11 protein-coding genes are annotated in these 12,382 nt (G+C 53.7%); all 11 read right to left on the bottom strand.

Annotated elements, in window-relative coordinates; all coding sequences use genetic code 11:
• Window positions 1-706 precede the first annotated feature (706 nt).
• Window positions 707-1,057, bottom strand: a complete 351-nt coding sequence (locus tag R3F07_11960) for a hypothetical protein (GenBank protein ID MEZ5277088.1) — start codon at window positions 1,055-1,057, stop codon at window positions 707-709.
• An 11-nt stretch (window positions 1,058-1,068) separates the two neighbouring features.
• Window positions 1,069-1,701 (bottom strand): 3'-5' exonuclease, encoded by a 633-nt coding sequence (locus tag R3F07_11965; protein ID MEZ5277089.1) that lies wholly within the window; start codon window positions 1,699-1,701, stop codon window positions 1,069-1,071.
• Window positions 1,702-2,733: 1,032 nt separating this feature from the next.
• Window positions 2,734-2,994: a hypothetical protein gene (locus R3F07_11970; GenBank protein ID MEZ5277090.1), complete on the bottom strand. Its 261-nt coding sequence runs from the start codon at window positions 2,992-2,994 to the stop codon at window positions 2,734-2,736.
• Window positions 2,995-3,181: 187 nt separating this feature from the next.
• Window positions 3,182-3,862 carry a hypothetical protein gene (locus R3F07_11975; protein MEZ5277091.1) on the bottom strand — a complete coding sequence of 227 codons (681 nt, stop codon included), beginning with the start codon at window positions 3,860-3,862 and terminating at the stop codon, window positions 3,182-3,184.
• 93 nt (window positions 3,863-3,955) lie between these two features.
• Window positions 3,956-4,705 (bottom strand): hypothetical protein, encoded by a 750-nt coding sequence (locus R3F07_11980; protein MEZ5277092.1) that lies wholly within the window; start codon window positions 4,703-4,705, stop codon window positions 3,956-3,958.
• On the bottom strand, window positions 4,705-6,693 hold the full coding sequence (pglZ, locus tag R3F07_11985) for a BREX-3 system phosphatase PglZ (protein ID MEZ5277093.1): 1,989 nt from the start codon (window positions 6,691-6,693) through the stop codon (window positions 4,705-4,707). The genes R3F07_11980 and pglZ overlap by 1 nt, the downstream gene beginning before the upstream one ends.
• A complete protein-coding gene (locus R3F07_11990) occupies window positions 6,690-9,233 on the bottom strand; it encodes a DEAD/DEAH box helicase (protein MEZ5277094.1) in 2,544 nt (847 codons plus the stop codon). The genes pglZ and R3F07_11990 overlap by 4 nt, the downstream gene beginning before the upstream one ends.
• Before the next feature lie 436 nt (window positions 9,234-9,669).
• Window positions 9,670-9,840 (bottom strand): hypothetical protein, encoded by a 171-nt coding sequence (locus tag R3F07_11995; GenBank protein MEZ5277095.1) that lies wholly within the window; start codon window positions 9,838-9,840, stop codon window positions 9,670-9,672.
• A 20-nt stretch (window positions 9,841-9,860) separates the two neighbouring features.
• On the bottom strand, window positions 9,861-10,391 hold the full coding sequence (locus R3F07_12000) for a hypothetical protein (protein MEZ5277096.1): 531 nt from the start codon (window positions 10,389-10,391) through the stop codon (window positions 9,861-9,863).
• 8 nt (window positions 10,392-10,399) lie between these two features.
• A complete protein-coding gene (locus R3F07_12005) occupies window positions 10,400-11,254 on the bottom strand; it encodes an AAA family ATPase (protein ID MEZ5277097.1) in 855 nt (284 codons plus the stop codon).
• 386 nt (window positions 11,255-11,640) lie between these two features.
• On the bottom strand, window positions 11,641-12,342 hold the full coding sequence (locus R3F07_12010) for a hypothetical protein (protein MEZ5277098.1): 702 nt from the start codon (window positions 12,340-12,342) through the stop codon (window positions 11,641-11,643).
• Window positions 12,343-12,382 lie beyond the last annotated feature (40 nt).

Raw genomic sequence — 12,382 nt, forward strand, 5'->3', positions numbered from 1 at the left:
GGAATGGCCTTTCGCGTCTCCTTTTTGCGGATGCCCGAAGTCGGACTCTCAACGAACCCCTCCGAACTCATCCGTTCACCGAACTGATTTGAGCGACAGCCCCGAGAGGACTGACCCAATCGGCCCCTCCGGAAAACTCATGAATACTTGGACTGACCCCATCCGGCGTCCCAGGAGATGCCGATGGAGGGATTCTATTCGTCCCGGTCCAGCACGACGGCAATTCCCAAGCTAGCCGGGAAGAGGTTGCGAAAGTCGTCGCACTGACCCAAGAGCTGTTGCTATCCCAACTGGCGGACGGTGAACGACTCAGACCCCTTCAGCTAGATGACATTCTGTTCGTGGCCCCCTACAACATGCAGGTAAAGTGGCTCCAGGAGGCACTCCCAGACGGCGCCAAGGTCGCCTCGGTTGACAAATTCCAAGGCCAAGAGGCTGCCGTAGTGGTTATCTCGCTCTGCACCAGTCCCGGTGAGTCAGGACCCCGTGGGATCGGATTCGTTCTGGACCTCAACCGAATTAACGTGGCAATCTCCCGCGCCCAGCGCCTAGCGATAGTGGTCGCCGATCCACGTTTAGCTACAACATCCTGCTCCACCATCGATCAGATGGAGCGCTTCAATCTCTTCAGCCGACTCAAAGAAAACACCCGCTCCGTTCCAGGATCGTAGAGTTCGCTGACATCCGCCTGCTGCGAATCTGCACATCAGTGCTGCCAGACACCATACCCCTTCTGTCGGAGCTTCTCCGCCAATTTGGGCTCCCGCTCAACCGCTTCCTCGTAAGTGAGCTTTCCGATCCCTCGCATCTTGCTCTTCGCGAGCCACTTCCCGTATTTCTTAGCCATCCTGGAAGATTTATACCCAGCGATGTGCTGTTTGAATCTCTCCCGAACGGGTTTCCCAGTCATACCCACGTAATAACATGGCTTTCCTTCACGGTAGCTTGGATTGACGTCGCGGAACTTCTTCAGTTCGAGAACGGAATCATCCAGGCGTATTACGTAAATCCGATAATGGGCCTTGGGTTCAACTTCGCTGGTCGCTTTGTCCTTCATTAAGCGAAAATCTAGGGGTGACACTGACGCCGGGCTAGGAACTGGTTGATGTTACCGATCTGCCGCAGAGGCACACCGTCACCGATTCTCCCTCTCTTCGATAATTCCTGGTAGCATTCTATAGTCGCACAGACATCGATCAAAGCGTTGTGGGCGCCGGCCACATTTCGCCCGAAAAGGAATTGGTAAAGCTCTTCCAGTTTCGGCCATTTGTAACCTCCGCGGGATCCCGGTATTGCGCAGAGTTCAGTCGAATGCTTCATCGTGCAAAACTCAGATAATCCCTCAATTGGACACGCCCGGTTCATTCGTTTACACTCATGGGAGATCACGTGCAGGTCGAAATTCAGATTGTGGGCGACCAGCTGGCTTGGACGATACCTGTTGAGAACCGCTTCGAGCTGATCCACGATTGAACGAATCCCGATCCCGACCTCGAGCGCTTTCCGCTGACTGATTCCATGAACGGCTGTAGCTTCAGCCGAAATGGTAAAGCCGTCAGGCCTAATCACATGATACTGTAGGTCGACGATTCCGTTGTCTGTTCCAGCAATTCCCCAAGCAATTGAAACGGCCCTCGGAAAACCCTCGCCCTTTCTAGGGAGACCGGAAGTTTCAAAATCCAAAAAAAGGATGGTATTCATATCACCAAAGCACAGATAAAACCAATATTAGAGGTCTAACCTTTCGGCATCCGCGACTTTGATCGGGCATATGCAAACCATCTCCTACAAAAAAATAACTAACTTCTTAGGCCAAAAAAAACGACGATCAAGAAGCTTTAGGAATATGTTTACAAAGGAAAAAATGAACTACCCTTCCAGGAATAAACTCGCAAAAGGAGGTACATTCGAGTAAACACTCTGTCTACACTAGACGCATCCTCTAAACAAGAAGAATATGAAGTTACCAGTATAGAAGACATGGTGGAGGCACTTCAGCGATGGAGGTCTCCAGTCGTCTTTGACGACGGGGTCCTCTTTGACTTTGAAGGATTGCCCTTCCGTGTAGTATTTGACGATGAAGATCCTCGATTTTTTTGTTTAGTGGTTACGGTCGTTTGGGTAATCGAGAGTGCCGAAGAAATGCTAAAGGTCCTAGAAGCAGCAAATTTCGCGAACTCGAAGGTAAAGGTCGCAAAGGTTTACGCTGTCGAAGACGATGTTTTTGGTGCAATTGAAATGTTCTTGCAACAACATTGAAGATGTTAAGCCAGTGTTCATGCGATCGCTGGTTGCCTTGCAGGAGGCATTGAAATGCTTTATGGGAAAAATGGAGGCCCCTGATTGACTTTGTATTTGCCACAGATTCATCAGTCCAACGGTCCATCAGAAAGGAATCTGGAGTATTTGCCTATGTAGCTCAACTAGGTTCTCGGGATTCGCAACCATAAGAAAGTTCGGTTAAGAGGATTGTAAACTAGACCTGACCGTTTCTCCAAGCCTTAAAAAGACCCTCTCAACTTGCTGATGATGTCTCTTCGGGACTTGTGACTAAGGCTTCGATCAGCAATCGAAGTTGTTTCTTCAGCCCTGCGTCTCTAAATATGTCCACCGCGGATCGATTTGGAGAGATTTCACCAACATCCAAATCTGGTCGGCCACGCAGCCGCCGCTGCTTGGAAGAATTCTAAAGAACAAATTCGCGTCTCTGGACGCACTCCATTAGCCCGCCTTTCATACACGATCGATCTCCTCGCCGTCGTAATTCTCAACTTCGGAAAATGGAACTGTTCCCTCTATTTCTCCATAGGCTTCGTTATAGGTCCAATCTCTGTCGTTTTCAGGGTTAACAGAGTCCGGTAGTTGGTGGATAGCTGCCTCAATCAGCTTCCAATCAATGTGTGGACAGTATCTATAACGATGAAGGTTTTTTGTTATCTCATGGCGAATTCGTTCCCTTATCAAAGTGCCAAATGTTTCGCCTTTTGCCAGCATTTTCCCCCTTTCCAACTACCCATCTTTGAAAGGCTATATCGCCAGTGAACGCCTGCCCTCATGCATCCCCATAGATTATGGCCATGTTCGACCCCAAAACAGAAATTATTCGGACGGAATGCATTTTGCCTATCCGATGCGCAATGCGAGAACCAGAACACGGTTTCCCATGCCTCTTCTACTTTATCTAGAAAGACACGCTTACTGCGCATTTGTGCAAGTGAAAGGGACCAGTGGCAGGGCCGATAACAGAGGAATCCGAAGGAAAGACAACCCTGTGCCACGACTTTGTCTTTAGCATATATGAGTTGTAACTCTCATTTGCTCTAGCTATATTTATTGCCTGTAGAAACGATCCTGATTGAGAGTCTGCAAACTCAATAACAATTCCCTCTGGAATCTCTGGTGCAATATTTGTTTGGCGAATAAAGGTTTTGGATCCAGGCCGCCCCGGATTTCGGATAGGCTGATTGGTAGAGGTCCTAGTCGGAGATACGCTGTTTGGTCGATATTCGCAGTCGGCTTGTAGTTCTTGAATAAGGGCCGTTAACTGAATCTGTGTGAGCCCAATCAGTTCCGAGAATTCCCGGATGGCGATTGTTTCCTCTTGGCTTGGGGATTCTGACCTGTTTGTATAGCGAATCATATATTCGAGATTTTTTACCCGGTCTCCAAGTGTCCCCGTTGGTGAAAATGTGTGCAGGCGCTTTTCTGTAATTTTGAATGCCTGGTTGAACGCTAGCTTGGGGAGTCCAGACTCCTTTTGGAATGCTTCTAGAATCTTAATTTCGTCCGCCAAGATTTTACCGTTGATCCTTGCAAAGCAAAATAGATTTGCAAAAAATATAACTGGATCTAGTACGTTCATATATTGTACGGTTTTGGGGACCTCACGCAATGGGTTAGGACCAACGATTGAGGGTTTTTGTAGGGACACCCAGCGCGTAGGTGATTTGCATCTTTAGGAATTTGAAACTACATGAATTAATTCCTCGTCGAGTCCTTGTGTGATTGACTCAAGGCGTGTTCTCCCTTGAAGGGCTTCGCGTGGGGAGCTGTTCAGCCTGAATGGGAAAAGGGAGGGATGGCCGGGAAGTGAGTTCTTTGGAGTCCAGCCGCCACCGTTTGAACGGATAAGGCATTCATATAGCCATCCGGTCAGGTATGTAGTCGGAAGGCCGATTGACGTAGGCCTTTTGTAGACTCCCTTTCTGGTTGTCTCAATAAGAATTTTCCAGTCAATAAACATCCGGTAGATTCGCCGAGCAGCGCGAGCGACCGTTTCGCGCTCGCCGAGCTGCTCGCGGATACGTCGTTGTACCTGCGCCGTGGTTATCTGATCTTGTAGACGGAGGAGCTTCCCAACCACACCGGCCACGCTACCAAAGAAGGGATAGACGGCCATGGACATTCCCCAGTGGAGGGCGAAGTGCTGAGCCGATGGGAGCCGCTGGAGCATTTCCAGGCCATCGTCTCGAAGCGTGATGAGGTCTGCTGGCGGTGTATGCCAGATCTTCAGCAGGATGGTGATCGCCTTTTCTCGGTTGCCCCGTTGCACCTGATGACCCACCGACAGCTTATCACTGAGGTGTTCTTGCAGGGCTTTGTTGGCTTCTTTGTGGGTCTTGCCCGCCAGTGTTAATTGGGCCGTGAATTCGAGCCACGGGAGCTGTATTCGTTGACTGAATCCAACTGGTTGAGCTGCGGCCATTAGCGATCTCCTGAAATTGCTGCAAATGGGACAATGGCTTCTTCGATCGATGCGCCACCGTGCGAGACTGTGACAACTCCCGATTTGATAAATGCAGAGCCGGTCGGGGCGAGAAGAGGCAAGACGTCAGGAGGGAGGCCGATCGGTGGCCAACAGGAGGCTTCAGGCATTTCCCGGGCTATCTTTGAACGCAGCTCAGGGCTGTTGTAGATACGAACTCGCTGGCCGCGCGTCTCAGCAGTGGATCCCTCCGATGGGTTCCCAATGCCCCGTGCTTCAATATTCCCGTGGTCGGAAGTGAGAAAGACCCTAAACCCGTGAGCCACAAGCTTCTTCAGCAGAGTCTGCAGATACCCCTGCCGGGCCCACTGCTCCACTTGGCTGTACATACCGGATGAGCCCAGCACCATGCCATGCATGATGTCGTCAACTGTATTCACGACAACTCCCAGCACTTTCAACCGGTCGTCCTCCATGTGGGTAAGGAGCTCCTGGTCTTTGGATGGGCCGAGTGCGGCGATATGCTGGACGGCGCCGGCGTCCAACCCTCTTTCCGCCCAGAACTGCTTCCAGAGGCTGCCTTCCTTTGATGTACCGTAGAAGCTTTCGGGGAAGAACTGGGGCAGCTTCCCCGAGAAGATCGCTTGGCGGGAAACGCTGGTAAGAGTGGGAATCCAAGCGAAAACAGCCTGCTCCTCGAATCGGATACTTTTATCCTGATCACGCAAGACTTCGCGAATCACCGACCACTGGCCCATGGACATCCCGTCAATGACCACCAAGGCAAGCCGTGCGCCGTGGTCATCGCTCATGAGTGCCGACATGGCTTTCGGTATATGGTGAACCATCACCGGGGGCGTTGAGGGTTGGTTGCACACGGCTCCCGTAATGGCTAAGCAGCCAGGATAGGAATAACTGGTCCATTGAACCATCACCTTCGGAAACCTCCCTGTTCGCACCGAAAGATGCATTAAGGCTCTCAAGTCACCCAGTGTGCGCGCATAGGTCATCCATTCCTGGTAGGACGCTCCCTCGTTGGGAATGCTTTCGGCCAGCCTGCTCTGAGCGTGATCCAGGCGCCGTTGTCGATCCTCTACGGCTCCCTTGGAAACGCCCACAAGCAGCCATGTGTCGGCTAGTGCAACCGGTGATGGCCACTCGACGGGATCTAGCAGGCCTTCGCTGAACAGGTTATCCAGGTAGACGCGAACATCGTCGTGCTCAAAGGGAAGAGACGTGGGGCCGGGGAATTTCAATCCGTAGCCTTCTTCTTTGGACTCCTTGACCTGCTGTCCCTTGGCGGCGGCTTCTGACTGAACTCTCAATACCCATCGCTCTTGGATGAAGGCGTAGAAATCGGCGCTGGTTGCCACGATCTGCTCAAGTGGCCAATCATCAAAATGTCCGCCCTGCCTGAGCACCTCAACGAATCGGTCGACCATGCGAGAGGGTATGACCTTGTCGCGGTAGTGCTTCCGCATCAGAAAATGCAGGAGCTGCGCCGGCTTCTGAATGAGCTTTGGTTCCGTCTCGAAGACATGCAGCAGGATGAAGTCCGCGCTCTGGTTACTGCCCATTCGCGCCGGCTTGTACTGCTCCTGGGCCCGGAACAGGGAATCGAAGTGCTTTGCGCCCAGTGCTTCGACGACGGGGTAACTCAGATTCGGGAAGATCGCTGGGATGCTGAACGATAGCTTGCGCCCCGCCGTGTAGAGATCATACGGCAGCTTGCGTAGATCCTGTTCCCGAGATCGTAGCACAACAACCAGGTCGGTATTCTCACCTCTGTCCCACCGTGCACGGTATTTCGATTCGTAAGCGTACCGGAAAGCAATGGGGTCTTCGAATTCGATGAGGTCAAATCCCCGCTCTCGTAGACCCTGCAGGACACCTTCTTCCGTCAGCAGTCCATCGGGGTCGGCCACCAGGGTCAGGCGAGCCACCTGACTGGGAAACTCCTTCAGGATCGTATCCCGCCAAGTGCTCATGATTTGCCCTCAACGTTTGCGATCACAAGAAGAACCAGCTCAGGGCTGAGATGTTGCCTGCGATTGAAATCGCTCCGCCACTCGGCTTCTTCTCGATCCAACTGGGCCAGGCGGTACGCCCGCACCTCAGGAAGGCCGATGCGGCCGACCATCCGCCTCCGGGCCTCGAATGAGTAATTGGACTTCTCTTCCTCCTGCCGGAGCTTGTCGAAGTGCTTACGCACACAATCCTCGAAGACGGGCTGCCCATTTTCAGAGGCGGCTGTCCACAACTCTTGAAAGAGCGTCTCATCCACGCCGTGACCGACACCACCTGCCACATCAAAGTGCCCGGACATAATTTGATCCCAGATGTGCCTCGCCGTGGGGGCGAGGATTCGTCCATCTGTTTGACGGAAGACAGGCAGCATTCGTCGATGACTCCAGCCCTCGGTATGAATCTGAATCCTCCACAGAGCCCAGCAGCCCTTCACGTTGGCCGGAAGATTGGGAACACAGATTGTCGGAGCCGGTTGCTGAATAATGAATCGGGGCAGACCGGAGGTAATCCCTCGAACCCTCGGAGATTCCAGCGTCATGTGAATGGCCGCGGGCAACTTCGTGGCTTCCTTGGCGCTGAAGACGACCGGTTTCATCTCATGGCCGTCCGGCCAGATGAGTTCCCATCCGGGCCCATTCCGGGATGCCCGTCCGCCATGAGATTGCAGGTAATTGACGGTCATCTGCTCGACCCAGTGCGGCATAGGATGATCCGCTAACTCCCGCGCCATCCCTGGGTCAAGAGCCGTGGATTCACCTAGAAGCGAAGCCGCCTGTTTGTTGGCCATGGCCTGTTCGCGTACTCGCTTGACGGCCGTTGCGACCTTCTCCTCGACTCCTTCGGGGTTCAGGATCGATTCAACGTAGAGGTCGTCAAAGATCTGTCCAGCCTGAGCGGAATCCAGCACATCACCCGTCTTATCAATCCCGAACTCCTCCAGAATGACTGCCAGCTTGGCTTCCAATACCTCTCGGACACGGAACTCCACTGTATCCTCGTAAGCAAAGTTGATCGCCCGCACAACGTGCGGCTGCCCAATACGGTCGACACGGCCGATACGCTGCTCCAGCCGCATGGGGTTCAAGGGCATGTCGTAGTTGACAACCACATGGCAGAACTGAAGATTCAGACCCTCGCCGCCGGCATCGGTCGAGATCAGAATGCGCGTATCGCCGGCGAACTTCCGCTGCGCTCGCAGTCGATCGTCAATGCTCATCGAGCCGTTGATCTGGACCGTCAAGATGCCTCGCTCTTCAAAGAACTCTGAAAGCATCTTCTGCGTGGGAACGAACTCAGTGAAGAGCAGCACCTTGAGGTCCGGCTCTCCTTCCTCCTGCTGAAGTTGATAGACCAGGTTCAGCATTGCTTCGGCCTTGGCGTCGGGGCCTGTATGCTCGACCTGCCTGGCCGCGTTCAGCAGGACACGCACCTCCTCCTGCTCGTTCTTCAAGGCCTTGAAGCGAGTACGGATCAGGGTTTCGAGCTGATCCTGGCCGTCCAGATCGGTCCACTCCTCAGCCTCAAGCGTTTCGAAGAATGTCATTTGTGCCTCCGGCTCGCGCAAGGCTTCCAGGCGGTTTTCCAGGGCAGTTCGGATTGCACACGTAGAGGAGGTCACGAGTCGCTGCATCAGGATCATGAGAAACCCGATGTAGTTGCGCTTTTCGCGCACGGCCTGATTGTATCCTTCCTGAACGTAGGTCGTGACAGCCTCGTAAAGCCGCTCCTGGTCGCGGTGCCGGTCGTCCCATGCCACCGCCAGCATCACAGTGCGACGAGGTTTGAATAGAGGGTTCCCCTCGGCATCGATGGCCCGTCGCTTTTCTGTCCGGATCACGTACGGTGCGATGCGATCACGGGTCACGCTCGCTTCATCTGGAAAGGCCCCTTCATCGAGCAGCGACACAATGCGGCGGAAGGCGTCCGTTTTACCCTGGTGAGGCGTTGCCGTAAGCAACAGAAGGTATGGAGACGCCTCCGCAAGCCCCTTGCCGAGCTTAAATCGGGCCACCTGGTCCGTGCTCCCGCCCAGGCGATGCGATTCATCTACAATCACCAGGTCCCAGCCGGCAGAGACCAGGTCATCGAAACGCTGCCGGTTGTAATCCGCGAGGTCGCCCTTGGTCCATCCCCGGCGCTTTTCGACCGGCTTCACCGAATCCATCGGCACGATCACCTGGGGAAACATCGTCCATACATTGGAAATATTTCCACTCCGACCTCCAGGTGACGGAAATGGACTGCTCCCGTTCGGGACGTCTGCCGTGAAGCGGTCCGATGTCATGCGACGCAGTGTTTGGAGGTCCTCTGGCAAAATGACTCGAAACGTCTCCCCAAAATGGATCTGCATCTCGCTGGCCCACTGTGCTGTCAGGCCTTTGGGAGCCACTACGAGCACCCGTTGCACCAAGCCGCGAAGTTTCAGCTCTCGGAGATCAGCCCGCTTCAATGGTCTTCCCAAGACCGACTTCGTCAGGGCGCAGGTAGCGGACCCGGTCACCGGAAACCGCCTGCGCCAGCGCCTTGATCTGGTGCGGGAGGGGATGACGGGCGCTTCGATGGTGCCAACAGCACGTCTTCGCTCAGGGCATCCGCGATTCTGGCAGCTGCAGCAAGATAGCAAAGCCGCTCCTTGTTCCAACCATCCGCCTCTGAGAGGGGTTTCAGGAGGTTGGCATCAATACGAACGGTGGCATCGGTGGACGGCAGCCAGACACGACAGGACGACCGCCCCCAAATTTCCTGCCTTTCGATTACCAGGCAGGGTTGGCGGTGCTCTGTGCTGTATAGCCATTCTCCGTTTGTCATGCTTCGCTAACCTGACCAGCTGCTGTTGTTGGGATTGAATCGCACCAAATGCGAGTGAAAGGAGCCCAGGTTTCGGAGAACCTGAGTAGCCTTCGGTGCCAGATCAATGCTCATGCGTCTCTTTGCCATCAGTTGACCTTGGCGCCAATCTCGTCAAACCATCCGTTGATCTCGTCGTAAGCGTTGCGCTCCTTCATGCGCTCGACGGTCATACGGTCTGCGGCGTCTTCATTCAGCCAGTGCTTGATAGATCTACGCTGGATCTTCTTCTGGCCACCCAGCGCGTTCTTGATCTCCATCTCAACGTCACAATCGTCTGTCAGGACGAAGAAAATGGCGCTGGGACAGCCGCGTTCATGGCCTCGTTGATGGCATCCAAATGTAGATAGTTTTCCATCTCACGCTTACCTGTAAGGAAGCTGACGGAACCGTCGCCACGGGCATTGACAGCGTCATGAGCACCCTGATACTTGAACTTTCCAGCCTTTTCCTCGTCCCGGTCGTAGATGTGAACCTCCGGGAGGTTGAGATTCCGCAGGTAGTGTTCGTTGACCCACTCCCGAAGGTATGCCGCCAAAACCACCATGGCAACCCGCGGATCGGAAAAGACGTCGACAACGTCTTCGTTCTCTTGCCGGAGAATTCCATTGATACGCTTGAGAAACTGTAGATCGTGGGGGCCTTCAACGCAGAGCAGCACTTTCGCTCGTTTGTCTGGAATGATGCCCAGATCGGAAACTACTTGGGCGATGACCTCATCGAGCGCAACTTGCACCTTTCGGCCGTTTTCTTCGCAGGGGGAGATGTGACGGATGGCCTCAACGGGTAGCAAGGACGCCAGTGCAGGCACATGTGTCGTTAGCAGTATCTGGCAGCCGTCAGACTCCGCAATCGTTCGAAGTGCTTCCACCACCTTTCTCTGGTTGCTGGGTGCTGCGCCGTCTCAGGTTCTTCAACGGCATAGATAATGTTGCCCTTATCGTTCACCTCCCGCAGACGTTCCGCCTCTGCTCGAAAGAAGCTGAACAGAACCAGCCTTCGCACACCGCTACCGCGTTTGTTTATCGGGATCTCGTCGTCACCAGTGAGAGCCAGCTTGAAGACCCCTTCCCACTTCGGATCTGCTTTGAAGTGAGGATTCAGCTCAGAGGCGAGTGCCTTGTCGAAATCGGCAAGTTTGGTCAGGGTCCGGCCGGCCACATCCAACGCTCTTTCCCGCACCTTCTCCTTAACGGTATTCAGTTCCTCCTGCACTTCCTTTATGGCTTGCCCGATAGCGAATTTGAGAGGGTCCTGGACCTCAGCATCCTCATCTGTCGATGGCCGGTCCGCTCCAGAACAGCGCATATTCCGGCAGGTATTTGGATAGCTGTTCCCAGATCGCCTTTGCATCCTCCTTGTCCAGCTGCAGTTCGGTCGGGCCGAGTTGGAGATCCGCACATTTTCCAAGATTGACTTTCTAAGGGCGGAATTCGACCGTTTGTCCACATCATCCGATACACCGAGGGCTGCCGCCTGCTTCTTCAGGTCAACATTCTTCTTCGATAACAGACTGTCGAATCCTTCAGCTTGTGGATGGTTGGCGATAGCGAACACCTTGGGCCGTTTAATGGCCTTATCCGCGAAGGCGAAGACCTGATGTATCTCCAAATGCCCATTCGCATTCAACAGGTATTCGTCCAGCAAAGAGGTCTTTGATGTGGCATCAATCACTAATTCCGCAGGGAAATCCTCGAAAATACATCAATCCGCATTTCCCCTGCATCCCCCGCCTTCACGCACACATCACTAAAGTCGCACTTGCCGAGGGAATGCCCGAAGAAAAACGGCCAAGGCGTCAAAAATGGATGACTTTCCAGCATCATTCCTTCCAATAAAGGCAGTGAGGCTGCCAAGGCTGATACGGTGTTCTCCCAGGTAACCGCGGTAGTTCTTGAGAATGATTTCAGACAGCTTCATATCATTCCTCCCTAGTCGAGTCAGCGCTTGGTCGTACCACATCAGCAGTTTAGGGTCTTCCTGGAGGACATCCTCGGGAATTCGCTTAGCGACAGCGATGATTGTGCGGTAGTCCTGCTTTTGCCAACACTTACGAAATCCTACGCGGACAGCCTCCGTGCGGATGATCTTGATCCGCCTTCCTTTGAGTACCTTCGCCCGGGTATCAGAGAGGCCGGGCAACTCGTTGCCTCGGTCGAGTCCGTATCTGGCTTGAATCCCTCGGGCAGGTATTCCCAGAACTCCTTCAGCAGGGACCGCTCACGGAGTTTCTCTAGATCACCGGCCTTATTGGGATCTGGAACATACCAGCGGTCTTTGGCCTTGCCGATCAAGACAGGGTCGTCCTTGGCGAGGTTGCGCAGATCCTTCCAATTCGTGGAAAGATAGGCGTGAATTTGCTCAGGAACTTTCCCATCGCCGCTGTAACATAGGAAGTTCTGGTTCAACAGATCGCGGAGGTCCAGTGGCTTTTCGTACTTTTGCCAGCCACTCAATTCTTTCATAAACTGGGGATTTATATCCGAAGATGTTTGCGGCTTGGTATGGAGGACGTTTCGCAGCCAATCAATTGCTGAGGCTTCGTCTGAAACAAATAGAGACATCTGACCGGGCCTGCCATACCGAATGCTGCTCTTGTCGTACTCGGCAACCTGATCAGAAAGGAAATACATGCCGTCACGCTCGATGAAGCGCTGCGCCAGCCCGATCTGGAACTCCTGGCTGGAGATGGGAACAGGGGTAGCCCTTGCGGACGTAGTAGGCCACCATCTGATCGAATAGAATGCGCGGGTCACGTTCAAGAATGAAAAACATTAGCGCTCCTTGGCGCTTTGTAACCGG

It is taken from the genome of Opitutaceae bacterium (assembly GCA_041395105.1).
Lineage (GTDB): Bacteria > Verrucomicrobiota > Verrucomicrobiia > Opitutales > Opitutaceae > B12-G4.

Bases quoted from the DNA above. Each gene is read 5' to 3' on its own strand.
- R3F07_11960 (MEZ5277088.1), bottom strand. From the start codon at position 1,057: ATGAAGGACAAAGCGACCAGCGAAGTTGAACCCAAGGCCCATTATCGG.
- R3F07_11965 (MEZ5277089.1), bottom strand. From the start codon at position 1,701: ATGAATACCATCCTTTTTTTGGATTTTGAAACTTCCGGTCTCCCTAGA.
- R3F07_11970 (MEZ5277090.1), bottom strand. From the start codon at position 2,994: ATGCTGGCAAAAGGCGAAACATTTGGCACTTTGATAAGGGAACGAATT.
- R3F07_11975 (MEZ5277091.1), bottom strand. From the start codon at position 3,862: ATGAACGTACTAGATCCAGTTATATTTTTTGCAAATCTATTTTGCTTT.
- R3F07_11980 (MEZ5277092.1), bottom strand. From the start codon at position 4,705: ATGGCCGCAGCTCAACCAGTTGGATTCAGTCAACGAATACAGCTCCCG.
- pglZ (MEZ5277093.1), bottom strand. From the start codon at position 6,693: ATGAGCACTTGGCGGGATACGATCCTGAAGGAGTTTCCCAGTCAGGTG.
- R3F07_11995 (MEZ5277095.1), bottom strand. From the start codon at position 9,840: ATGGAGATCAAGAACGCGCTGGGTGGCCAGAAGAAGATCCAGCGTAGA.